At 49.5% G+C, this 22,925-nt stretch carries 20 protein-coding genes; 9 read left to right on the forward strand and 11 right to left on the reverse strand.

All coding sequences use genetic code 11. From position 1 onward, the window contains the following. Positions 1–11 precede the first annotated feature (11 nt). The 3 genes from argH to AC5I6P_RS21265 all read right to left on the reverse strand — a co-directional run bounded on the left by argH (position 12) and on the right by AC5I6P_RS21265 (position 2,691). The gene (gene argH / locus AC5I6P_RS21255; protein WP_495695761.1) at positions 12–1,421 is read right to left on the reverse strand and encodes an argininosuccinate lyase; all 1,410 of its coding nucleotides are present in this window, start codon (positions 1,419–1,421) and stop codon (positions 12–14) included. Between the two features lie 130 nt (positions 1,422–1,551). Continuing rightward, positions 1,552–1,800, reverse strand: coding sequence for a hypothetical protein (locus tag AC5I6P_RS21260; RefSeq protein WP_495695762.1), 249 nt, complete (start codon positions 1,798–1,800; stop codon positions 1,552–1,554). A 162-nt stretch (positions 1,801–1,962) separates the two neighbouring features. Beyond that, entirely contained in the window at positions 1,963–2,691 is a 729-nt protein-coding gene (locus tag AC5I6P_RS21265) for a response regulator (RefSeq protein ID WP_495695763.1), read from the reverse strand. Between the two features lie 284 nt (positions 2,692–2,975). Here AC5I6P_RS21265 and AC5I6P_RS21270 point away from each other — a divergent pair, with 284 nt between their 5' ends. Continuing rightward, positions 2,976–4,520, forward strand: coding sequence for a dolichyl-phosphate-mannose--protein mannosyltransferase (locus AC5I6P_RS21270; RefSeq protein ID WP_495695764.1), 1,545 nt, complete (start codon positions 2,976–2,978; stop codon positions 4,518–4,520). A 16-nt stretch (positions 4,521–4,536) separates the two neighbouring features. On the opposite strand, the gene trmB is transcribed toward AC5I6P_RS21270, so the two are convergent. Continuing rightward, positions 4,537–5,181 carry a tRNA (guanosine(46)-N7)-methyltransferase TrmB gene (trmB, locus tag AC5I6P_RS21275; protein ID WP_495695765.1) on the reverse strand — a complete coding sequence of 215 codons (645 nt, stop codon included), beginning with the start codon at positions 5,179–5,181 and terminating at the stop codon, positions 4,537–4,539. A gap of 39 nt (positions 5,182–5,220) precedes the next feature. Beyond that, on the reverse strand, positions 5,221–6,489 hold the full coding sequence (locus AC5I6P_RS21280) for an FIST signal transduction protein (RefSeq protein WP_495695766.1): 1,269 nt from the start codon (positions 6,487–6,489) through the stop codon (positions 5,221–5,223). A 458-nt stretch (positions 6,490–6,947) separates the two neighbouring features. Here AC5I6P_RS21280 and AC5I6P_RS21285 point away from each other — a divergent pair, with 458 nt between their 5' ends. From AC5I6P_RS21285 to AC5I6P_RS21305, 5 genes are all read left to right on the forward strand, one after another. Then, entirely contained in the window at positions 6,948–7,175 is a 228-nt protein-coding gene (locus tag AC5I6P_RS21285; protein WP_495695767.1) for a Calvin cycle protein CP12, read from the forward strand. Between the two features lie 109 nt (positions 7,176–7,284). Beyond that, positions 7,285–8,118 (forward strand): ATP-dependent sacrificial sulfur transferase LarE, encoded by an 834-nt coding sequence (gene larE / locus AC5I6P_RS21290; protein ID WP_495695768.1) that lies wholly within the window; start codon positions 7,285–7,287, stop codon positions 8,116–8,118. A 48-nt stretch (positions 8,119–8,166) separates the two neighbouring features. Then, positions 8,167–8,646 carry a GNAT family N-acetyltransferase gene (locus AC5I6P_RS21295; RefSeq protein ID WP_495695769.1) on the forward strand — a complete coding sequence of 160 codons (480 nt, stop codon included), beginning with the start codon at positions 8,167–8,169 and terminating at the stop codon, positions 8,644–8,646. Between the two features lie 291 nt (positions 8,647–8,937). Further along, positions 8,938–10,038 carry a tetratricopeptide repeat protein gene (locus tag AC5I6P_RS21300; RefSeq protein ID WP_495695770.1) on the forward strand — a complete coding sequence of 367 codons (1,101 nt, stop codon included), beginning with the start codon at positions 8,938–8,940 and terminating at the stop codon, positions 10,036–10,038. Between the two features lie 150 nt (positions 10,039–10,188). Beyond that, the gene (locus AC5I6P_RS21305; RefSeq protein ID WP_495695771.1) at positions 10,189–10,770 is read left to right on the forward strand and encodes an Npun_F5749 family FMN-dependent PPOX-type flavoprotein; all 582 of its coding nucleotides are present in this window, start codon (positions 10,189–10,191) and stop codon (positions 10,768–10,770) included. A 98-nt stretch (positions 10,771–10,868) separates the two neighbouring features. Here AC5I6P_RS21305 and cysE read toward each other — a convergent pair whose 3' ends face one another. After that, on the reverse strand, positions 10,869–11,711 hold the full coding sequence (cysE, locus tag AC5I6P_RS21310) for a serine O-acetyltransferase (protein ID WP_495695809.1): 843 nt from the start codon (positions 11,709–11,711) through the stop codon (positions 10,869–10,871). Positions 11,712–11,776: 65 nt separating this feature from the next. Beyond that, on the reverse strand, positions 11,777–15,985 hold the full coding sequence (locus AC5I6P_RS21315) for a DEAD/DEAH box helicase (RefSeq protein WP_495695772.1): 4,209 nt from the start codon (positions 15,983–15,985) through the stop codon (positions 11,777–11,779). Between the two features lie 179 nt (positions 15,986–16,164). Here AC5I6P_RS21315 and lnt point away from each other — a divergent pair, with 179 nt between their 5' ends. After that, positions 16,165–17,715, forward strand: a complete 1,551-nt coding sequence (gene lnt, locus AC5I6P_RS21320) for an apolipoprotein N-acyltransferase (RefSeq protein WP_495695773.1) — start codon at positions 16,165–16,167, stop codon at positions 17,713–17,715. Here lnt and AC5I6P_RS21325 read toward each other — a convergent pair. The 4 genes from AC5I6P_RS21325 to AC5I6P_RS21340 all read right to left on the reverse strand — a co-directional run bounded on the left by AC5I6P_RS21325 (position 17,689) and on the right by AC5I6P_RS21340 (position 21,235). Continuing rightward, entirely contained in the window at positions 17,689–18,690 is a 1,002-nt protein-coding gene (locus AC5I6P_RS21325) for a bestrophin family protein (RefSeq protein ID WP_495695774.1), read from the reverse strand. The genes lnt and AC5I6P_RS21325 overlap by 27 nt on opposite strands. Positions 18,691–18,734: 44 nt before the next feature. Further along, complete coding sequence (locus tag AC5I6P_RS21330; RefSeq protein ID WP_495695775.1) at positions 18,735–19,187, reverse strand: hypothetical protein; 453 nt, start codon at positions 19,185–19,187, stop codon at positions 18,735–18,737. A gap of 89 nt (positions 19,188–19,276) precedes the next feature. Beyond that, on the reverse strand, positions 19,277–20,479 hold the full coding sequence (locus AC5I6P_RS21335) for a hypothetical protein (RefSeq protein ID WP_495695776.1): 1,203 nt from the start codon (positions 20,477–20,479) through the stop codon (positions 19,277–19,279). Between the two features lie 39 nt (positions 20,480–20,518). After that, on the reverse strand, positions 20,519–21,235 hold the full coding sequence (locus tag AC5I6P_RS21340) for a precorrin-2 C(20)-methyltransferase (RefSeq protein ID WP_495695777.1): 717 nt from the start codon (positions 21,233–21,235) through the stop codon (positions 20,519–20,521). 56 nt (positions 21,236–21,291) lie between these two features. Between AC5I6P_RS21340 and AC5I6P_RS21345 the strand changes: the two genes are divergently transcribed. Both AC5I6P_RS21345 and AC5I6P_RS21350 read left to right on the forward strand, forming a co-directional pair. Further along, positions 21,292–22,008 (forward strand): esterase/lipase family protein, encoded by a 717-nt coding sequence (locus AC5I6P_RS21345; RefSeq protein ID WP_495695778.1) that lies wholly within the window; start codon positions 21,292–21,294, stop codon positions 22,006–22,008. A gap of 254 nt (positions 22,009–22,262) precedes the next feature. Further along, positions 22,263–22,922: a cytochrome b N-terminal domain-containing protein gene (locus tag AC5I6P_RS21350; RefSeq protein WP_495695779.1), complete on the forward strand. Its 660-nt coding sequence runs from the start codon at positions 22,263–22,265 to the stop codon at positions 22,920–22,922. The last annotated feature ends 3 nt before the right edge of the window (positions 22,923–22,925 follow it).

The raw sequence follows: 22,925 nt of genomic DNA on the forward strand, positions 1-22,925 counted from the left end.
GCATCAGAAAATTAAGAAGAGGCTAGACGTTGTTTTGCAGATTCTAGAGCGCGGTGGATTTGGTCAAAGCCTGTGCCGCCGAAGCTATTGCGAGCGGACACCACTTGTTCTGGTGCGATCGCGGCATAAATATCTTCTTCAAAGGCGGGATGGAGTTCCTTCCACTGATCAAGCGTCAGATCTTTTAGGAGTTTATTTGCCGCTAGAGACGTTTTGACGACTTTACCGACTAAATTGTACGCCTCACGGAAGGGAACGCCTTTGGCAGCTAAGTAATCGGCAACATCAGTCGCGTTTGAAAAATCTTCTGCCACCGCTTCTTGAAGCCGCGCTGTTTTAAACTCCAATCCTTCGCGCAACAAAATGGTCATCGCTTCTAGACAGACCTTTGTGGTTTTCACGGCGTCAAACAAGGCTTCTTTGTCTTCCTGTAAGTCTTTGTTGTACGCCAACGGTAAGCCTTTCATCAGCACAAGCAGGGCTTGCAGATGTCCAAACACGCGACCTGTTTTGCCACGCACCAATTCGGGCACATCGGGATTCTTTTTCTGCGGCATGATGCTAGAGCCTGTCGCGCAGCTATCTTTGAGCGTCACAAAGCTAAATTCTTGAGAGGCCCATAAAATGACTTCCTCAGACAAGCGGCTCAAGTGAACCATGATCAGGCTTGCCGCGCAGAGAAACTCGATCGCAAAGTCGCGATCGCTGACGCCATCTAAGCTATTTTCATAAACGCTGCTAAACTCCAGCAATTGCGCGGTGTAATGACGATCGATCGGAAACGTCGTCCCTGCCAACGCTCCAGACCCAAGGGGCGATCGATTCACCCGCTCATAGATTTCACCTAAGCGCTGCCAATCTCGATCCATCATCTCAAAATAGGCGAGGAGATGATGCGCCAAACTAACTGGCTGTGCCCGTTGGAGATGCGTGTAGCCTGGAATCAACGTTTTGACGTTCTGCGTGGCTAGATCTAGCAACACAGTTTGAAAGCCCCGGACGCCTTGACGGATCTGCTGAATTTGATCGCGCAGGTAAAGGCGCGTATCGGTTCCAACTTGGTCGTTGCGCGATCGCGCGGTGTGTAGTTTTTTCCCCACATCGCCCACAAGCTCGGTCAACCGCCGCTCGACCGCAAAATGTACATCTTCAGCATCAATGCCCGGATTAAACTGACCCGCCTGGTATTCCTGCCGAATCTGCTCTAGCCCCTGTACCAGTTGTTCACCCTCTTCGGGAGAAATAATTCCGGTTTTAGCGAGCATTTTTGCGTGTGCCTGAGAGCCAGTGATATCGTATTCGATTAATTCGATATCAAATCCGATGCTGGCGTTAAACTGAGCGATCGCAGGATGCAACGCGGTTTCAAAGCGCTGACTCCAGGTTTTTGACAGTCCATCAGAAGCTTGCTGTTGACTCAAGAGAACCTACTCCGAGGAAGGGATAAATCACAACTCCTAAGCCTACAGCAATCTAGAAATCTAAAATGGCCCATCGTGAACTACAAACGGCAAATTTGCTCTAACCAAATCTGCTCTAACCAAATTCGCTTTAACCATAGGACGTGAGCGCTCTTGCCAAGTAGCCAACCACTAAACCGACTAACAGCGCCCATACTTGCCCGGTCTTGACAAATTGACCCCAACTCTTTCCCACTTCTCCCGTAATATCGGTTTCTTTGAATTGCTGAGCTAAGACAATCCAATCGTCTGATACATGCCAATGAAACGAGTGCAAAGCGCTGCTGGCATGGGATACGTTCGCTGCCCAAGTCGGTAAATCTATTAATACGTGAGTCATCGTCAATCTCCGCTAACACCTGAGAACAATTGCTTTATGTCGCCAGAATCTTGTAACACAGAAATCAAAGAGTGACTGATTTTCGGCAACGCAATTGATCTTCAGGTTTCCCTAGCAGCGGCATTAGCGATCCAACTTTAGCAATCTAAAGTTAAGAGCAATCTAAAGCAAGGACATGACCGAGTTAGCGACGATCGCCGCTTGTGTGCGATCGCGCAAGTTGAGACGACCTAAGATACTCGCCACGTGATTTTTCACCGTTCCTTCAGAAATATCTAGCGTTTGAGCAATTTCGCGATTGCTAGAGCCTTCTGCAATCAGCTTCAGCACTTGACGTTCACGCGCCGTTAGCTTCAGAAATCCGATGGGAAGGTCAGCCTCTGCCGCCCGTCGTTGAGCCAAGTTAAACGGCAGAACGTTGTTTAACGACTGCCCTGGTGGTGTATCCGCAAAGTATCTTGGCGCTTCGTTTGCGACTTCAACAGGACTCATGACCTTCTGCAAGATACCTGGACTGAGTTGAGTAAAGCCTTTATGAGCAGTCCGGACTGCATTCGCCAGCTCATCTGGAGACATATCTTTAAGCAGATATCCTTGTGCCCCCACTTGTAGCGCTTGCTTAATCGAGTCCGCATCATCAGAAGCCGTCAGCACTAACACCCGAATATCAGGGAATCGTTCACAGATCGTCTGGGTGGCGGTGATTCCGTCCATTTTGGGCATGGTCAGATCCATCAACACCACATCTGGCTGCAACGCTTCTACTTTTGCGATCGCATCGCAGCCGTTGTTCACATCGGCAACCACTTCCAAATCAGGCTCCTGCTCTAGCAATGCTTTCAGTCCTTCTCGAATGAGATTTTGATCATCCGCTAGGAGTACGCGAATCATGGGTTAGATACCTCCAAATGTGAGCCGATAGAACGGGAGTTAAACGAGAAGAGCTAGGTTTTATGAGTGAGGAGCAATCTGAGTTAATTGGAAATGGGGCGGAGCTACAAAAAGTTACTCAAGAAATTACGTTGTTCTGCGACACATTCACTAACTTGGTAGATTTGGTAGCTCATTTTTTAACTATAACCGTAGATTAATCAAGTCTCAAAAGACAGAATTTTCTTCCGATTCGAGAAGAAGGTCAGTATGCTTTAAGGTTGAACTCGATTGGTTGAACTCTTATGCGGGTGTCTCAAAAGGTAGCAAAGCGAAATTGGTGGTTTTGGGGTGGACTCATTGGAATTTTTTTGGTTTCTCTGAGTTTGAGATTTTGGGGACTAGGGCGCTTTAATACGCTGGTATTTGATGAAGTTTACTATGCAAACTTTGCTAATAACTATCTCACGCAAAAAAGGTTTTTTGACGGGCATCCACCGTTAAGCAAATATTTGATTGCGATCGGCATTTGGGTTGCTCAGGCTCTCCCCTTTGGTAAAGACACGATAAACTCGCTGACTGGCTCACCTTTAAGCACTTGGAGCTACCGCTGGCTCAATGCCTTGACGGGTTCATTCATTCCACTTGTTGTAGCTGGAATTGCCTATCAGCTTAGCTTCCGCCGCCGATTTGCCTTGATTGCTGGATTGTTTGCGGCACTGGATGGCTTGTTTTTGGTTGAGTCTCGCTACGCCTTAAATAATGTTTATCTAGTTATCTTTGGTCTGTTGGGACTGCTACTTTTCTTGTTGGCACTGCACGCTTTATCACGCCAAAAACAACTGCTTTGGCTCTGTGGATCGGGTGTATTTTTTGCAGCTTCAGCATCGATCAAATGGAACGGACTTTGGTTTCTATTCGTCGTTTTTTTGCTGTGGATCCTCGCATGGATTCTGCGATTTTTGAGTTCTATTCAACACACTAATTCTTCAGTATCAAGACCCTTTTCATCCGTGCAAAGCGCACCTTTGGAGGATGCTCGATCAGCGCAGGGCGCAATCTTAACGGAATTATCCCCTCCATTTTCTCCGCTTTATCGTCTGACTCAAATTAATCCGCTCTACCTATTGCTGTGTTTTGGCGCTATTCCAGCCCTGTTTTATTACCTCATCTGGATTCCTCACATTCATCTCAATCCTGAGTTCAATTTTGTAGAAGTTCAACGACAAATTTTTGCCTATCATCAGCGCGTAGGTAGCGGTTCTAACATTCATCCTTACTGCTCAACTTGGTATAGCTGGATTCTCATGCTGCGTCCGCTTGCGTATTTCTACCAAGTTACCGATAGCGGTGCTCCGCTGCCTACCAGTGGTTCGACGTTGGCACTGGCTCCAGGACGAGTTGTTTACGACGTTCACGCCATGGGCAACCCATTTTTGTGGTGGTTTTCGTCGGGCGCGATCGTACTTCTGATCTGGGTGCTAATCGAAAATTGGAAAGCGCTTCCGAGTCTAGCGACTCCCAATGTCCCAAGAGTTGGTCTGCTTCCCGCGCGCGACCTGTGGGTAGGCGTATTTTTATTTGTCAATTACATGGCGAATCTGTTGCCGTGGATGCCCGTATCGCGGTGTGTGTTTTTGTACCATTACATGGGGTCATCCGTGTTCGCGACGATGGCGTTAGCTTGGTTTGTCGATCGCTGGCTTAGAATCTATCACCTTAGATTTGCAGCAATGTGGATTGTCATCCTTGTAGTAGCCGCGTTTATCTTCTGGATGCCGATTTTTTTGGGATTGCCACTATCTGCACAGGAATATCAGATGCGAATGTGGCTGCGATCGTGGATTTAAAGATTGGGCATTACAGCTAGACGTTACCCCCGTGCTTCTGAAAGACAGCCCGATAAACCGGATTGTTAAGAGACAAAACTCCTACCTCCCGCTCGGTTGGAACTTCAAACGGATTGTTTGGCAACCAATCTGAGTGTTGACGTGAAAAGGCAGGATGCTCAGAAAACCGATCAACCATTTCTTGTGCCACATCTAGCACATCAGATTGTACGAAGACTGTGCCACCTGAAATTAAATACTTCGAGAGTTGATCGACGATTTCTGGCTGCACGACTCGGCGTTTCTGATGCTTGCGCTTAAACCACGGATCAGGAAACTGGATGCTGATACGGCTTAAGGTTCTAGGCTCCAGCGATGCCAAGAGCGGACAAATCGACGTATTAATGTTGCAGAACAAATAATGTAGATTTTGTAACCCTAGTGCATCGCGACTTGCAAGCGCTTGATGTACCAACGGCTCTCGAATTTCTAACCCTAAAAAATTCCAGTTTGGTTCACGTTGCGCCATTTCTAGCACAAATTTTCCTCGCGCACATCCAATATCTAAGTGCAACGGCTGGCTTGCATTTCCATACACTTGACCCCAGTCGGGCATAGCGACTGGATTTTGGTACTTTCGGCTGAGGGGATTAACATGCTCACGAACTCGGACAAGCGCCATAGATAATGTCAGTGAAAGATCTAAATTCTATCTGTCGGTTCACTCTTTTGCTCGACAAATGCCAAACACCGAGGTGTAGCCGTGCAGAAAGGTGCTGCTTCCAACAGGCCCAATTTCGCCATTGCAGAAAAATCCACTGACTGGCACGCTGTTCACATACTCATGAAACAGTTGCGAGTCGAAATTCGGTTCTCCGTAGAGAGCTTCCCCCCGTCCTAAACAGGCAAACATCAGCGCTGCCGCAGGGGATGGATTGGATGGCACCGTTTGCTGATAGCGCTCTAGCAGCATTTCTAAATCGTCTGCCGACGTTTCCGAATCGCGCAGGTGAAACTGAATCCGTTGTCCCGGACGAATGCGATCGCCAATCGCGATCGCGCCTAGCCGAGGATCAACGCCCATGAGCGTCCGAATTAGAAAATCTCCCTGATCGAGCGTTTGCTTAAACTCATTCTGAGCGATCCCGACAAAAATCCGATTTTCTTGTGTAGCTAACTGGCGATCGTCTTCGTCTAAGCTCTGAATCAAGCCCTGCAAGAGTTCTAATGGGGATCGGCTCACAGGGCAAGACACGGTGACATCCCCTGACCCATCATCTTCCTTGAGCGCCAAAATGATATGCCGTTCTCCTTCGGTCACCCAGTAGGGCTGACCAATAGGGCGACATCCCTGCGCCACGATCGTATCGATCGCAATATTTCCGCTCAAGGCAACGCCGACTGTACCTTCCCGGTAAAACCGATTGTCACAAAATAGGCCAGACGACCCACCCATCATCCCAGAACTCGCCAAGCCCCCAATCTTGGCCGCTGCGGGGTAAGCGTAATCTAACCCTTGAAGCAGGTCATTGATTCGAGCCGAAAACGGATCAGCAAATAAAACAAGCTGCGGCTGATCTGCAATCGCCACCCCAATTAACTCTGCCCATGCCTGAGGCGAACCATCGAGATCAGGCAGTTCATCGCCAATAATGTGAAAGGGCTTCACCTGCACATCCGGCAAGTACGCCAATGTCAGCCCCAACGCAGGCTCCCCCTCAACTTCTAGCACTTTATCTCGCGAGGTCACCCCAATTACGCCGCCACCACTACATCCCACTAGAGGCACCCCCGGAAGCTTCTCTTGCAGCAACGGCAGCAGCCGGGAATACTCACTGGCAAACGCGGAGGAAATAAAAATAAATCCTAAATTCGCCTCTGCCTGTAAGGTTGCTTGGGCTTGCACTGTAACCTCTTCAACGGCTGCCTCTAGAAAAGGACGAGTTGACAAGGCGCTTGCCCACTTCATGGAGTCGGAGCTTGATGACATGATCTTTATTTCCGCTAACGGTGGACGAGAGGCTGTGAGGAGGTTGCGCTCGTCATGATCTAGTGTACTAAACCACGTTAGTTATGAATGGGCAAGAAGGGCAGGAGTACAGACTAATTGGTAGGTCTCTTAATTTACTAATTTACGTCTCTTATTGATGAAGGGATTGAAGGCTACTGTCAATCTACTGTCAATGAAGGTAGGTAAATCAGGTTGATGGTGAATCAGGTTAATATAGAGTAACAATCGTGATTCAAATCTTAATCAGCAAGACGGTTGCCTGACTTACAGATCCTCGAATCTTAAGAGTTTAGGGTTGGTTTTGGAGAAGTATAGTCAACCTCGTGTATCACAGAAATAGTGATTTTAGGTGGGTAGCCGTTGAGGTCACGATGACCTACTCTCTCGAATTCTTTTAGGATTCAAGCTAGCTTCCCTTCAACAAAGGATGAGGACCTATGACGATTAACGATATCGAAAAGAAAATTGAAGAAGAGCGTGATAATGCGCGTTCGGTATGCGACCTAAGCGGCGCATCATCAGGTGAGTGTGCGGCGGCTTGGGATGCTGTGGAAGAACTCCAGGCTGAAGCATCTCACAAGCGCCAAGTTAAGCCCAAAAACTCTTTGGAGCAATACTGCGATGACAATCCCGATGCGGCTGAGTGCCGCATTTACGACGAATAAGGCTCAACTGCCAAATTACTAAATTTGGAATTTCTTCCGCCGCGAGGCTCTGAACCTTACAGAGCGATCGCGGCTTTTTTCTGCGCTACCTTAGATATCGTTGCTGTCTATGCTGACCCTCATGCTGCAAAAACTCGACCAACTGAAAGCGTTATTTGCTGATCTGGACAAAGCGCTAATTGCCTATTCTGGCGGCATTGACAGTGCGTTAGTTGCGAAGATCGCCCATGACGTGTTGGGAGACGGCGCGATCGCGCTCACGGCCGAATCTCCCTCGCTTCTGCCTGAAGATCTTGAAGAGGCTATCACTCAGGCGGCTCAGATCGGCATCACTCATAAGATTGTTCAAACTTATGAATTAGAAAATCCGAATTACGCCTCAAATCCGGTCAATCGCTGCTATTTCTGTAAAAGCGAATTGCATGACACGCTAAAACCTCTAGCGTTGGAGTGGGGCTATCCTTATGTCGTCGATGGGGTCAATGCGGATGATTTGCATGATTATCGACCGGGCATTCAAGCCGCAAAAGAGCGAGGCGCACGATCGCCCTTGGCCGAAGTGGGCGTGACGAAAGCTGAAGTCCGGGAGATGGCTAAATATTTGGGACTACCCTACTGGGACAAGCCTGCTCAGCCGTGTCTTAGCTCCCGGTTTCCGTATGGCGAGGAGATTACGATCCCCAAGCTTCAGCGCGTTGGTCGAGCCGAGGTGTATTTAAGAAGGCTGGGTTGGAAGAATATTCGCGTGCGATCGGAAGGAGACACCGCTCGAATTGAAGTACTGCCTGACCAGGTGAAAGAGTTTGTGCTGCAAACTGACTTACCAACGCTGATAGATACCTTCAAAGCTTACGGATTTCTATATGTAACGCTGGATTTAGAAGGATATCAGAGCGGCAAATTAAACCAAGTTCTTCAGGTTTCTGTCAAATCAAGAGGATAATTCCGTACTGGAATAACTTCTTCAAAACTTTGATGTACAGCAAAGCCAGTGGTTGAGATTAGACCAATTCAGCAGCATCAGATCGAACAAGCCAAGCAAATTGTTACGGCAGTTTGCCTAGAGATCTGGCAAGGCGTACTGACTGAGGAGGATTTGAGGCGCTATGATTCGATGTCTGATATTGAGAATGTGCGATCGCACTATTTCGACAATTATGGTACGTTTTTGGTCTTGGTCGATAATGAACAAGTTGTAGGTACTGGGGCAATTCGACGACTCAATGATGAAGTCTCTGAACTCAAGCGAATGTGGTTTCTAAAAGAGTATCGAGGACTGGGACTTGGCTGGAAGATGGCTCAAATGCTCTTCAATTTTGCACGGCAAGAAAAGTATAGGAAAATCAGACTTGATTTGGTTAACAATGAGCGGCAATCAGAAGCACTCAAACTCTATAGAAAACTTGGTTTTTACTTTATTGAACGATACAACGATAGTCCATGCACTATATTCATGGAAAAGATTTTGTAACAGCAGAATCGGAAGGGTAGTCAAGCAGCCCAACACAGCATTAGAGCTGAACGAGAGAGGAGCTTATCGGTTATCTGCGTCGGCTAAACTCTGCCATTCGTAGCGCCAGAGAGGCTGAATTCGATTCAGTACACCATTAATTAGTCAGCAATGCAGAGATAGTAGTCAGTCGCCAGAATTTGGGCACTTTACCTAGTAGTTCGCCCCATCAACTCCAGTGGGGGATATGGTTTTCCCGTGCAAAGCGTTGCCAAAGGCGTCCCTTCCCTTAACTACAATCACATCACACCTATGGCTCAGACTGAAAGTGGCACGGCTAACAGCTTGTTTCAAAAAGGGTTGGAGTTTAGTAAAGTTGGGGACTATGCCACCGCGATCGCGTATTTTGATCAAGCGCTGGCACTCCAGCCCAATCATTTTGATGCCCTCAGCGAAAAGGGAAATGCGCTGGTGAGCCTAAGACAGCATGAAGCTGCGATCGCTTGTTTTGAGAGCGCGATCGCGCAGTTTCCGGCATCGACTTATTTTCACTACAGTTGGGCATGGGTGGCCTTTGTCGCCGGACATCACGACTTGGCGCTGCGAGGATTTAACAAAGTCATTGAGCTTCAGCCGAGTTATCCAAACGCTCAGTACAGCCAAGGACTCACGCTCTATAAGGTTCACTGTTACGAAGATGCGATTCCCTACTTTGGTAAAGCGCTAGAAGAGACGCCTGAATTTGCGGATGCCTGGTATATGCAGGGCATATCGCTCTACGTGACTCGACGGTTTGAGGGCGCAATCACCCATTTCAATCAAGCGATCGCACTCCGGACGGATTATTCAGAGGCGCTGATTGGTCGCGGACATGCGCTGCTGTGCGTCGGTGACTATGAAGCCGCGATCGCGAGTTATGACAACGTGTTGGAACTCGATCCGCAGGCGGCTGAGATTTGGCTCTATCGCGGGCTTGCCTTAAAGCAACTGAACCGTCATGAAGCGGCGCTTCTCTCCTTTCAAAAAACGCTCGAATTCAGCCCAACTCATCCGGGTGGATGGTATCACCAGGGCGCGTCTTACTTAAAATCGGGTGAGTTAGACCGAGCGATCGCGAGTTTTGACCGAGCCGTTCAGCTTCAGCCCAATTACTACGAAGCCTGGTATAACCGGGGCGTAGCACTCAAACTGGCGGGACAGCTAGAAGGCGCGATCGCGAGTTATGACCGAGCGCTAGAACTGCGACCGAGCGATTTTCGTGCCTGGAACAATCGGGGCGGAGCTTTGGTGAGTCTAGGACGATTTGCGGAAGCAGTAGAAAGCTATGATCGAGGGCTGGCGCTCAAGCCCGATGATCCGGTCGCTCAGCAGAATCGCATGGTAGCCCTGAAGAAGGTGAGAGCGATCGCATAGCTATCCGCAATCCAAAGGTCAACGCCCGCGATTCAAGTGGTGAATAGAATGAGACGTGCGACACTGTAGACCGATAGACTTCTAATCAAATTAGCTAATCAAATCAGCTTCGCTCTGTTTACTTGCCTTCACCCGTCTTCTGCTTTCACTATGTCTTTAGCTCCTTGGCGATCGCACCTTGCTCACGCATTACATCGCAATCACTCTTTGCCCTACGCTCGCTATGCTCAACTCGCAACTGTTCGCCTTGATGGGAAACCTGCCAATCGAACGATCGTGTTTCGCGGATTTTTAGAGGATACCGACCAATTAAAATTCATCACCGATGCTCGCAGCGAAAAATTGGAGCAAATTGTGCAGTTTCAGTGGGCAGAATTGTGCTGGTATTTTCCTACAACTCGCGAGCAATTTCGGCTCACCGGAACGCTAGACTTGATTCGAGACACAGAACCCGATGAAAGCCTTCGGAACGTCCGTCAACGAATGTGGCAAGATTTATCGGATCAGTCAAGAATCCAGTTTGCGTGGGCCGATTCAGGCAAGCCAAGAGCAGACGCAACAGCATTTTCTCCTCCGTCTCCCAATGAAGTTGAGCCGTTGTCTAATTTCTGTTTGTTGCTACTAGAACCAATCCGGGTTGATCATCTGGAATTGCGAGGCGATCCACAGAATCGATCTATCTATCATCGTAGTGATGATGGAGAGTGGAACGTCGAGGCAGTTAACCCATAGCCTAAATAAAAATTGCAATAGGGAGACACTAAACCTACCGTCTCCCTATTGCAAGTGAGGGCAGAATTAACGCAGCCCATCACAATGCAGAAATCCCATTAGATGCCTGCACCATCTAGGAATTCGTCAATAATATGGTCGCTGATTCGGCAACTGTCGGACGAGTGACGGTTAGACAACGAATCTAGCTCTGCTTTTTTCGCATTGCAAGATTCGGTGATGGCTTGTGCGATTAGCGCAGAGCGCAACTTCTCAGAAAAAGCTTCTGGATCGACCGCCGCCATCGCATAACTTGCCGCTAACAATTGACGAGATTGCACCATCTCAAGCTGCTGCTCTAACGATTCGATCCGATCGACGAGTGCCCGAATCACTTGCGCTTCAGAATCTGGCAGCCGTCCATGCTCTAGGGGATCAACTCGTTCTCCGGCGCGATACACAATTCGTCCTGGAATGCCGACTACGGTACAATCGGATGGCACATCGCGTAGCACTACAGAACCCGCACCAATTCGGACATTGTTACCGATTTGAAGGTTTCCTAACACCTTTGCCCCTGCCCCGACGACAACATTTTCGCCTAAGGTCGGGTGGCGTTTGCCGCATTCTTTACCCGTTCCGCCGAGGGTAACGCCTTGATAGATCAGCGCGTAATCCCCGACGATCGCGGTTTCTCCGATCACAACACCCATGCCGTGATCGATAAACACGCCTTCCCCGATCGTTGCCCCTGGGTGAATCTCAATTCCGGTGAAGAACCGGGCAAGATGGGAAACAAACCGAGGCACAAAGGGCAGCCCCAAGGCTCGTAGCCAATGGGCAAACCGATGAAACATCAATGCTTGCAGTCCTGGATAGCAGAATAAGACCTCTAGCCAGTTGCGGGCGGCAGGGTCACGCTCAAAAATGATCTTGAAATCAGCAATCAGGGCTTTCAGCACGCTCGGCATCCCTTTTAGCTCAACAAACCAATTTTTATCTTAGCTCGCTAGGGGAGTTGAGGGGACTAACTCATCTGGATTAATTTTAGGAGTTCATCAGTGGAAATCTTGCCGCTTGCCTCTGTCCCTTCCAGCAGACTATCCGCTAAGTCCCGCTTGTGCTGATGCAACTCCACAATTTTTTCTTCGATCGTATCTTTGGTGATGAGGCGATAGATGGTCACGGGGCGCTGTTGACCGATGCGATGGGCGCGATCGCTGGCTTGATCTTCCACAGCTGGATTCCACCACGGATCCATATGAATTACATAATCTGCGGCGGTGAGATTGAGTCCGGTTCCGCCTGCCTTAAGGCTAATCAGAAACACATCCCCGTCTCCCGCTTGGAAGGCATCGACTCGTTTTTTGCGATCCTTAGCCGGGGTGCTGCCGTCGAGATATTGGTAAGCAATTCCTCGCTCATCTAAGTAGTCTCGAATGATGTGCAGGTGATCGACAAACTGACTAAACACCAGCGTTTTGTGATGATTTTCTAATAATTCGTCTAGGACTCCGCCAAAGAGCGCGAGTTTTGAGCTATTGAGCGGGACACCGGGCATCACCAAACTGGGATTACAGCACAGGCGACGCAGTTTCATGATCTCAGCCAGGACTTGCAGATGCTTAGCGCCTGCGGTCGCGTCACTGTTCGAGAGTTTCGCGATCGCGTCTCGCCTCAAGGCTTCGTACATCGCTCGTTCTTCTTGGCTCAGATCCACGTAGAGCGGAATTTCGGTGCGCGAGGGCAGTTCTGCCAGCACTTGAGTTTTGGTACGGCGCAAGAGAAAGGGTTGAATCAGTTTTCTGAGTTGAGCGCTAGCTTGCTTGTCTTGATATCGCTCGATCGGAATCGCAAATCGTTCGTTAAACCGCTCCATAGAACCCAGTAAACCGGGATTAATGAAGCGAAACAGATTCCATAGTTCTCCCAAATGATTCTCGATCGGGGTTCCAGTCGTGATCAGCTTAAAGTTGCCTTGCAGGTTCATCGCGGCTTGCGATCGCTTGGTTGCACTATTTTTAATTGCTTGTGCTTCATCTAATACAATCGTCTGCCACTGCACCTTAGCTAGCATTTCTGCTACGTCGTCCTGCTGAAGCAAGCCATAGCTACAAATCACCATATCGAAGGGCTGAAGCTGGTCAAGCAGCGCTTGGCGGTTGCCGCTCCCCAATTGCAGAATGTTGAGTGTGGGGGCAAAGCGTTGGGCTTCGCTGATCCAATTCAGACAAACCGACGTGGGCGCGAGAATCAGAGTGGCTCCGTTGGGCGCACGCGTCAGAATCAAAGCCAACGCCTGTAAGGTTTTGCCCAATCCCATATCGTCGGCCAGGCATGCCCCTACGCCCCAATGAGCTAACCGGGATAGCCAGTTAAATCCATCAACTTGATAGTCGCGTAGCTCAGTCTGAAGCGTGGAGGGCACTTTCGGCTGTAGGGTTTCCATCTCCTTCAGGCGCTTAACATGCTCTTTCCAATGTTTATCTGCTTTTAGATCGCCCACTTCATCGACAAATTCTTCTAGTGCCATTGACGCAAGTGGATGAAATCGCATTCCCTTACCGTGTTTTTCGGCGTAAGTTCGCAATTCATCTAAGCGTTTGCGAAACGATTGCGTCAGCGCTAGAAATTGACCGTCTCCAAGCGGCACAAAGCGGCTATTGCTCTGGTTGAGGAGTTCCATTAACTGCTGCATGTTCAGCACCAAATCATGGTTCAGTTTCAGTTCACCACTGGCTGAAAACCAATCGTTTTGACGCTGAATCGCTAAATGAAAATCACCCAGTCCGGCTTGATGAGCCACCCGCAGCTTTTCGCCTTCAGGCCATTCGATCTCAACCGTGTCGGCGATTTCTTGCAGGTCAACGAGCAACTCTAAACACTCTTCCGGCTCTTCAATGAGCCATTCGCCATCTTCTTCGGGCTGATCGCGCAGAATCGGACACGCCGCGATCGCGGCTTCTGCTCGCTCTTTTTCTTCTTTTAAGTTGCGAGTCGTTTGCAGGCGCTTGCCATCAATTTCGGCCACCACCATCGCGCCGCCTGCTCCCGGTTGGTAGTAAGAGCCTCCCACCGCAAACGGACGGGACAGCACCGCTACTTTTAGCCCTTGACCTGCAGGTAAAAGATGAATGTGCGGCTGAGAATCTGCTGGCACTTCTTCGGCATTCGCTACGCCGCCGCCGATGTCAGACTGTACGGTGACGATGCCAGACACGGCATTGATAGCCGCCAAGACGCGCTCTTTTGCTGCCGTGGGCACTTCCAGCCGATTTTGCTTGCCAATAATATCGGCAATACGGCGATGTTCGGGTTCAATTTCGATGACTTTAATCCGGGTCGGCGTCTCTTTGATCAGCAAAATGTCGCGATCGCCTTTAATTGGAGGAGAAAATTCCAGAATCAGCCGATCTTGCTTGCCTTTGCGGACTAACAGTTCCGGTTCGCCTTTGACAATGTCTACCCGAATCGTCGGCGTCTCTTCCCAAAACACGAGGGGATGCCCAATTAACTCGACGATGGCGCGATCGCCAAACTTATAGTCGGTTTTGCCGTAGTATCCTGCCGAGTAGTAGGACTCGATTTGAGCGCACACGCGCAGATCTTGGGGAGTAAGATACTCAAAGTCGCTCGGTTTAACGCTGAGCCGTTTGAGCGCGATCGGGCGACCTTTGCCCCAGGTTCCATTGGCGTTTTGTTTTTGTTCGCGGGGTTGAATGAGACAGCCGCTTGGATAGAAGGTGATAAACCAGACCAAGCGCTGGTTTCCCGCCGCACCATGATTAGATGCTGACGGTTCTTTGTGCAAACTGGTGAGCGCGTTGAGGCACAATTCCCAGGGTTCTTGCGATCGCACCAAATCCACAAGCGGCGTCTCGTTGGTTTGACGCCATGCCGCTATCTCGGTCTGATCAATGCTGCGAGGTTTGAGCCGGGATAGCAGTTCTGCCGTTTCTAGAGCGATCCAGTGGTAGCCGGAAGTTCTGGCAGCTTGATAGAGTGGCTCTAAAACGTTTGGCAAGCGCTTCTTCGCGATCGCAGCATCCATCCAATACACGCATAGAGCGCTGAACAAGGTTTCTAGGCTATGCTCATCGGTGTGGAATGGCACAGACGGATTCAGAAATTCTTTTTGAGACAGGTCGCCCTGCTGAAGTCTCAGCACGCTATGTAAGCGATCGTACGTCGCTCCGAGCCAGTGCTGATGGCGACTGATCAGGTGAGCATAGCCTTCCGCTTCGCGCAGCCGTTCTGGGGAACCTTCTTTTAGCAGCGCTAGGACAAAGAACAATCCCCCAATCGAGTTGAAAAACGTCTGACGCTTGCGAGTGGCTTTTCTCAGCGACTTGAGCGCAAAGGTGTAATGCGCGATCGCGCCCTCATTATCTCCCTGCAAAAAGCTGAGCCATCCCAAAAATACACTGGCGGTTTCGCTGTAATCGTCTGGGATCTGCTCCAGCATTTGCTGAGCATCTGAGAGGCGATTCCGCAACAAAAACTGCTCGGTTAGCAGGAGCCGAAAGAAGTCCGAACCTTGTCCACCGTCAGTTGTACATTCTCTCTGAAGTAAAGCAAACGGCTCATCTGCTTCAACACAGTAAAGTGCTGATACCGCCAAAATGCTAGCCAATCCGCTTTCATACAACTGCTGAGGCAGTGTCCGAACCCACTCAGCATCAAACGGATTGTTGCACACCTCTTGAAAAATTTCGTCCATCGAAATTCTGTCCGAGCGGTAGCTGTACTTTTGATAGTCCTCAACCTGCTTTTCAATGTAGGCAACATCGCCGCGATAGATGCCGATTCGCACTTCTCGCACAAACTGACCTTCGCTACTAAACGAGCGGGGTCCGCCTTTCCAACTGGCGCGAACCGGAAAACTCCGCTGTACCAATTCGACTAACGTTTCAAACGTGCCTGCTGCGATCGCGTCGCGGGTGACGATTTCAACAATAAGCGGATGGCATTGCGGACCTTGCCCCGGTTCTTGAATCAGTAGATTGGCTTTCAACAACCGTTCGATCCGAGTTCTCAGCGTGCTGGCTCCGAGTAGCTTACCCTGCTCATCGACTGTCCCTGTGCGGTTAAAGCATTCTAGAAATGCTGTTCTGTTGACAGGTTCGTAGATCACCGAGAACAGGTGAAGCATCTGCTTTTCTAGCGTTGATGCATTCTGATACGTCTCGATTAGGCGTGTACGAAGTGTTTCAGAATCAGTGTAAGAACGGTTCATAGTTGTAGATTCAGCCGTTTTTCCATAGTACACGGTTAGGTTTGAGTACACAGTCAGTTTGTGGACTATTAGAATGGTTTGCGTCCCGCTCTGAACTTGGCAGAATTTCAAATCGCACGTGCGATCGCAATTTCGGTAGAGTGGTCAGTATGCCGATTTAAGAGAGTCAATTGGAAATCTTGAAAGATCATCGTTGGCGCATTGCGTTTCCTCTAATCGTCGCGCTCCTTAGTGGCGTGTTAATGAGTTTTGCCGCCGCTCCGTTTGGTCTCTGGGGATTCGCGTGGGTTGCTCTCATTCCGTTGTGGGTGATGTCGGTACGCGGTACAGAAGTTAAGCTGCGTCCGCTGCCGTCCGCTGTGCACCCGTTTGTTCTTCCGCTCGTGTGGGGGATTGCTTACCATGGCTCGACTTTGTTTTGGCTGACGGGCTTGCATCCGCTGATGTGGTTGGGCATTCCTTGGGTTGCGAGTGTAGCAATCGTTGCCTTTGCGTGGAGTTTTATTACCCTGTGGGGAACGGCGTGTGTTTGCCTGTGGACGTGGGGGATGCGATGGATGGGGCGATTGGGCATTCCATCGGGTCTGCGAGTTTTAGTTGGTACAGCCCTTTGGTGCGCGTTAGAAACGATTCGGCAATGGACGCCGCTTGACTGGACAGCGCTCTCGTTTACGCAAAGTCCTCATAATTTGGCGATTCTTCATTTAGGGCAGATTTCAGGAGCAATGACGGTGAGTGCCGCGATCGTAGCGGTGAATGGATTGCTGACAGAAGCTTGGATTGGAAGAACTGGGGGAAAACCCAGGTTGCTATTTGCGAGTGCGATCGCGTTGTTTCTAGGATTGCATGTCGTCGGATTTGTGATGTATAGCCATGCTCTTAATGAATCATCTGCGATTAAAGTTGGCATTATTCAAGGCAATGTACCCACTCGCATTAAATTATTCAAAGATGGATTGAAGAAAGCGTTAGACGGCTATTCTACGGGATATCGAAATCTGGTTGCTCAAAATGTTGATGTTGTTCTCACCCCTGAAGGATCGCTGCCGTTTCTCTGGCAAGGCATCAATCAACAAAATGCAGTCTACCAAGCCATTTTAGAGGAGCGCGTTCCAGCTTGGATTGGGACGTTTGTAAGCGAGGGAAGTCACTACACTCAAAGCTTGATTGCCGTCGCACCAGATGGCGAAACGATTGGGCGATTTAACAAAGTGAAGCTGGTTCCACTCGGAGAATACATTCCGTTTGAATCGACGATCGGCAAACTGATCGGTCGGCTATCTCCGGTAAAATCTTCGATGCTGCCGGGGCGAATTGACCAACACTTCGAGACCTCCTTCGGTCGTGCTGCGGTTGGGATTTGCTATGAATCCGCCTTTCCTCAGTTGTTTCGATCGCAAGTGGCAACCGGAGCGAGATTTTTAATTACAGCCTCAAATTTAGATCCGTACAGCACTGTTTTAATGGAGCAGCATCAAGCCCATGATGTAATGCGATCGATTGAAACCGATCGCTGGACGGTTCGCGCCACCAATACAGGCTACTCTGGCATTGTTGATCCTCACGGGCGGATTGTGTGGCGATCGCAGCCCCATCAATACCAACTTCATGCAGGCGTCATTTACCCACGCCAAACCCAAACGCTCTATGTCCGATATGGAGATTGGCTCACGCCTACGTTGCTAATTGGAAGCGCGATCGCATTAGGATTCCATCGATCGCGTCGTTGAAATACTGGGTCGCAAACTTACAAGATCTTGAATGTTCCGGCTCATGGTTTCGCAAATCGTATCTAATGGCAAATCATTTTTATCTCGCCCAAACGGGTTTTCAATTTCAATCCCGATCGCTTCAATACCAAACAGCGTAAAACTAATCAAAACCACAACTGGAGCCGTCCACCACACTAGATCTTTCACCATTTGAAACGGCAGCGAGAGGCAATACAGCAACAGTAACTGCTTGAGATGAATCGCATACGCTAATGGCATCGGTGTTTTGAGAATTCGCTCACAGCCGCTCAACGCTTCAACCAAACTATCTACAAGTTTGTGCATCGCCGTGAGTTGATGAATGCTGAGGCGATCGCGTTGATATTGCAACTGCAAATAGTCTCCGATCCAAAACGCCACTTCAAGCGGCGGATGGTTCATACTTTGCAGTTTGGTGTATTGCTCAGCCGATAAAAAATTCTTTAATTCTGCACCAATTGGTTCTTGTCTGAGATGAAATTTGGTCGCAATTGCAAACGCAACGAGGAGATTCAGGGCTGTTAATTTATCCGCTCGATCTTGCTCCCCTTGTTCTGCGATCGCAACCCAAACCTGCCGCGCCAAATTTCTAACGCTGACCACCACCATTCCCCAACATTTCCGCCCTTCCCAATAGCGCTCATAGGCAGTGTTGGTGCGAAACACGAGAAGCAAACCTAAGACAATGTTCGGAATTAAACTCGCGAGAAAGGGAAGCGAAACGGGAAGCCCATAAAAATACAACACGGTAATGAGCAAACCGAAAAACCCACAGAACAGCGATCGCGGCAACACGTCAGGCACAATCGATCCTTCAAGTTGCACTGCCACTTGAAACCAACGACGCTTTTCTAAACTCATAATTTCCGGGGCGACAGAACCGTACCTATTATGCCGTTCGTGATTCGGTTTAGAAGAATGAATTTGCAGCTTGCGATCAGAATTTGCCCTCACCCTAGCTCTCTCCCATAGAAGAGAGCTAGGGTGAGGGCAACAGATTATCGTCTTACGGTTCCCGTAAATCCTGCCGCTTTAAATTGCTTGAGCTGAAGCGGAGTAGGCTGATTTGCTGGGACGCTGATTCTCAACTCAAACGTACTTTTACCAGGCGGAACTTCTTCAATCGATCCGAGACGGGTGCGGTTTTGCATCACAGAGTCGTTGTTGGCATCGAAGATGCGCCCAAAGATATCTGCATTCACAATCAGTTTATCGGTCGGGTTGGTTGCCGTTCCGGTCACAATGTAGCAGCTTGCCGCCTGTGATGTGCCGCTGGTTACAGTTCCGGCTCCAACCTCTGCCGAACACTCGTGATAAGACAAGTCGGATAGTTTAATCTGCGTTAGCGCCAGCGCATCTGGGGGAAACAGCCCCGTCAGCATCCACATCAGCGCCGAAACTACTACCACAACCAAGGCTCGAACCTGCATAATTACTCTACGCTCTACCATTAGGTTTTAGTGTAACGCGAATGAGCGATCGCTCTGCTAGGCTCTCAGAGGGTTCCCTACGCGCAGTTCCTGATTTGCCAAACCCCTGCTTAGCTGACTGCTTGACTCTTTGGCGGCGCATATTTGAACACAAATCGGTGAACCGTCGGTTTCTCAGGAGCGGGATAGGTTTTGACTTGCTCTTTCACGTAGCGAATCGCTTCTCGATCTAACGCGCCGTATCCTGACTTGCCAAGCAAGACTGGCTCTCCTATTAAATTTTTATCGGTTCCAACGGTGGCAGCAATCACAATCGTATTTTGCTGAAACCGAGGAATTGCGAAAAAAATTGGGTAAGGCAGCACTGGAATGCCTTTTTCTAACTCTTCCTCTTTAGTCGGATGCTCGACTAAGGCCAGTTCCTTGCGATCGAGCTTTTCTTGAATATTCTCGGTTTTCCAAGTGACCCAGTTTTGATCGGGTGCTTTGACTCCAGATTTTGCAAACCGTGGATCAGCATCTGTATCCGATTGGTTGTAGGCGTATAGCTGGCGCTGTTCTTCTAAAAGTCTCGCGGCATAAGGCGTTGCTGTCGGTGAAGGAGCAGGAGTTGCAGGCGTCGAGGCGGTTGGAGATGGGGGCGTGGTTTCACTCGGAGAGACGGGAGTCGGGCCGGATGGGGCTGGGCTAGACGATTGTTCAGGTTGCGGCTGTCCGTTAACCCTGAAGTTTGCATTTGGATCGTCAGGATTCACAAAGGGAATTTGAGCATTTGGCGCATTGTTAATCGCATTTGCGATCGCTTCCGATTGCGGATCGGGGGTTTGAGGCGTATCCGATTTTGGTTGCGTCTGGCTAGGCGTGAGATCTTTTAACTGTTCGCGTCGGCGCGCGATCGCTGCATTTTGTTCAGCGATATATTTTCTCAGCAGTGCGTTTGAGTCCGAGGATTGAGCTTGCGGATCGGGCAAGACGGGCGTGCTGAGTCCAGGAATGTCGTAGAGTAGCGGATTATTGGGTACAGGAGTTGTCTGACTTTGAGGCGGTTGCAGCTTGGTACTTGGCGGTTGCTGTAGAGGAGATAGACCCAGCGAAGAGCCCATTTTTGGCAGGCGGCTTTGTTGCTCTGGCGATAATTCAACCACATCTACACGCCGCAAGGGGTCGGTCTGATTTTCCTGAGAAGAGGTGAAGGCAGGCAGGGAAGCGAAAAAGAACGCATGAGCCGAGATCGATCCTAAAAGTGCGATCGACGAGGGTTGCTGAATATTCTCTGGCAGATTACGGAAGAAGGCAGAGAGAGCAGAAGACATAGCAATGAGTAAGGCGTAATTCGGAGTCGGAGGACAACGTTATGCTTCGACGTGGATAATCAGGATGGAAAAGTAAGGCAATTCTAACGTAGGACAGTTGATCAAGTCCGAATGAATTTTTTGGTGTTGGGACGTCGCGCGTTCAACAACATAACTCCGCCCTAATAACTGATGCTGCTCCAGAATTTTCCACACTTGTGGATAAACAGAGCTTACTTTCATTAGAACAACAACCTCCGCCCACCGAAGCGCTGTTTCTAATTCTGATACGGTGTAGAGGGCAGGCAGAATGGCGAGTTTTTGATGGCGAATGGTCAGCGGAATGCCAAGCGCCGCCGCCGCCGCTAGTGGAGAGCAGATCCCTGGAATTGTTTCTACCTTAACCTCTGAATGCTGACGTTGCAGCGTTTGAGCTAAATAGGTGAAGGTGCTGTAGAAACTCACATCACCTTCTGAGACAAACACAACGTCTTGTCCTTGACTGAGGTAGTGCCAGACCTGCGCGGCTCCCGCCTGCCATGCTTCCGAGAGAACGGCTTCATCTTGAGTGTAGGGAAACGTGATCGACACTCGAATCTGTTCTGCCCGGAGATAAGACGCGACGATCGCTTCTGCTGTGCCTTGCTGATTCCCAACGCCTGCTGGAAACGTCACCACCGGCGATCTCTGCAGAATTCGCAATCCTTTCAGCGTAATTAATTCTGGATCGCCTGTGCCAATACCAACGCCGTATAACGTCCCTACTTGATTCGCCATCAGAAATCCAGAAACAGTGCTTTAAGATTCTATAAGCATCTTCATCGTTTAGTTTTATGCCATTGCCGAGTGTTATTCTTCCGGGCTATCTTGCAGGCGCGATCGATTACCAACAAATGCAGCAAACCCTGGTTGAAATGGGGCTTCCCACTGTGACCGTGCCGCTCAGAAAGCGGGATTGGTTCCCCACGCTAGGAGGACGCTCCATTCTGCCGATTCTGGAGCGATTAGACCAAACGGTGCAGCAAGTGAGGCAGCAGTACGGCGTCGAACGCATTAATTTAATTGGACATTCAGCGGGCGGTTGGATTGCCCGGATCTATTTGGGAGAAAAGCTCTATGACGTGCATGGCATGGTGGACGAGCGCATCTATGCCTGGAGCGCACATCGCTACGTTGCGAATCTCGTCACACTAGGCACGCCCCAAACGAGCTACGAACGCTGGACGCTGAAAAATTTGAACTTTGTGAATCTCACTTATCCAGGCGCATTCTACCCAACTGTGCATTACCTGTGTGTGGCAGGGAAAGCGGTGTTTGGAGCGCGCCGCCCAGGAAGTTGGTTAGCGTATAGCAGCTATCAAATGACAGGTGGCAGAGGCGACTGTTGGGGTGATGGCATTACCCCGATCGCGGCGGCTCATTTGGACGGGGCAGAAAATATTACCTTGGAAAACGTTTGGCACTCACCGCGCTCTCCTGGAGACTGGTACGGAACGCCTAAAGTAGTTCATCAATGGGCCAGCCTTCTTCGCAATTCTGAGGCGGATTAAGGAGCGAAGTCTACGTTTAGGAGGAGTTGAGCCAGCCTAAAAGTTCATACATTGTTACATAACATTGAGGTTACATAACATTGAGGTCAGCGAGTCAAGAAGGGTTCGTAATCATTCAGGCTTACTGAGGTTACTTGCCGAACGACACGCTCTGATAGGTAAAGAAATAATCAAGGAAGTTCACAAACCTTTACATTACGTTAAGATAAAACTTAACGAAGGTACACATAGTCCTTACAAATCGTGTACGACTTATGAGCAACACTGCATTTTTTCTCAGACGGCTATCGACAATTCTTGCGGTTACGATTTTGACGCTGACCCTAATCGGCGTGACATCTGGAATTTTACTGGCATTCTACTATCAGCCCAGTGCAGGCGGGGCTTATAGCTCCTTGAAAGATATCGACCAAACCATTCCCTACGGTTGGCTTGTTCACACGATGCACAACATTTCGGGCAACCTTCTAATTGTGCTTGCCTTGGTTCAAATTGTCGTCATGTTTCTTGGAGAGCGATTCCGTCGCAGTTGGCTTGTTGCGTGGATTAGTGGAATTTTTCTGACCTTGTCAGCCATCGGTCTAAGCTGGACAGCGATGATTTTAAGTTGGGATCAGCTTGGGTTCTGGCGCTTTAGGATCGAGCTTGGCACAATCGAAGCTTTGCCTTTGATTGGTCCGCAATTGCGAGATGCCCTGACTGGAGGGGCCGTTAGTACCATTACGGTTGAACATCTTTATACCCTGCATAGCTACCTAATTTCGGTTGGTGCCACTGGGCTTGCGATCGTGCATCTCATCGGTCTGCTGTTCCAGGAAAAGGAAGTTCAGGAAGAAAAGCTCGCGATCGCGGCGGCTCAAGCCCAAAGCGAGAGCGACTCAGCCGAAGAGCAGAACGCTCAACTGACGGCATAGTTT

The sequence above is a fragment of the Myxacorys sp. genome (assembly GCF_059501405.1).

What these genes read in the sequence shown, in the direction of transcription:
- AC5I6P_RS21260 (WP_495695762.1), bottom strand. Translation starts at nt 1,800, where the DNA reads ATGACTCACGTATTAATAGATTTACCGACTTGGGCAGCGAACGTATCC.
- AC5I6P_RS21265 (WP_495695763.1), bottom strand. Translation starts at nt 2,691, where the DNA reads ATGATTCGCGTACTCCTAGCGGATGATCAAAATCTCATTCGAGAAGGA.
- AC5I6P_RS21270 (WP_495695764.1), top strand. Translation starts at nt 2,976, where the DNA reads ATGCGGGTGTCTCAAAAGGTAGCAAAGCGAAATTGGTGGTTTTGGGGT.
- trmB (WP_495695765.1), bottom strand. Translation starts at nt 5,181, where the DNA reads ATGGCGCTTGTCCGAGTTCGTGAGCATGTTAATCCCCTCAGCCGAAAG.
- AC5I6P_RS21280 (WP_495695766.1), bottom strand. Translation starts at nt 6,489, where the DNA reads ATGTCATCAAGCTCCGACTCCATGAAGTGGGCAAGCGCCTTGTCAACT.
- AC5I6P_RS21285 (WP_495695767.1), top strand. Translation starts at nt 6,948, where the DNA reads ATGACGATTAACGATATCGAAAAGAAAATTGAAGAAGAGCGTGATAAT.
- larE (WP_495695768.1), top strand. Translation starts at nt 7,285, where the DNA reads ATGCTGACCCTCATGCTGCAAAAACTCGACCAACTGAAAGCGTTATTT.
- AC5I6P_RS21300 (WP_495695770.1), top strand. Translation starts at nt 8,938, where the DNA reads ATGGCTCAGACTGAAAGTGGCACGGCTAACAGCTTGTTTCAAAAAGGG.
- AC5I6P_RS21305 (WP_495695771.1), top strand. Translation starts at nt 10,189, where the DNA reads ATGTCTTTAGCTCCTTGGCGATCGCACCTTGCTCACGCATTACATCGC.
- AC5I6P_RS21315 (WP_495695772.1), bottom strand. Translation starts at nt 15,985, where the DNA reads ATGAACCGTTCTTACACTGATTCTGAAACACTTCGTACACGCCTAATC.
- AC5I6P_RS21330 (WP_495695775.1), bottom strand. Translation starts at nt 19,187, where the DNA reads ATGGTAGAGCGTAGAGTAATTATGCAGGTTCGAGCCTTGGTTGTGGTA.
- AC5I6P_RS21335 (WP_495695776.1), bottom strand. Translation starts at nt 20,479, where the DNA reads ATGTCTTCTGCTCTCTCTGCCTTCTTCCGTAATCTGCCAGAGAATATT.
- AC5I6P_RS21340 (WP_495695777.1), bottom strand. Translation starts at nt 21,235, where the DNA reads ATGGCGAATCAAGTAGGGACGTTATACGGCGTTGGTATTGGCACAGGC.
- AC5I6P_RS21345 (WP_495695778.1), top strand. Translation starts at nt 21,292, where the DNA reads ATGCCATTGCCGAGTGTTATTCTTCCGGGCTATCTTGCAGGCGCGATC.
- AC5I6P_RS21350 (WP_495695779.1), top strand. Translation starts at nt 22,263, where the DNA reads ATGAGCAACACTGCATTTTTTCTCAGACGGCTATCGACAATTCTTGCG.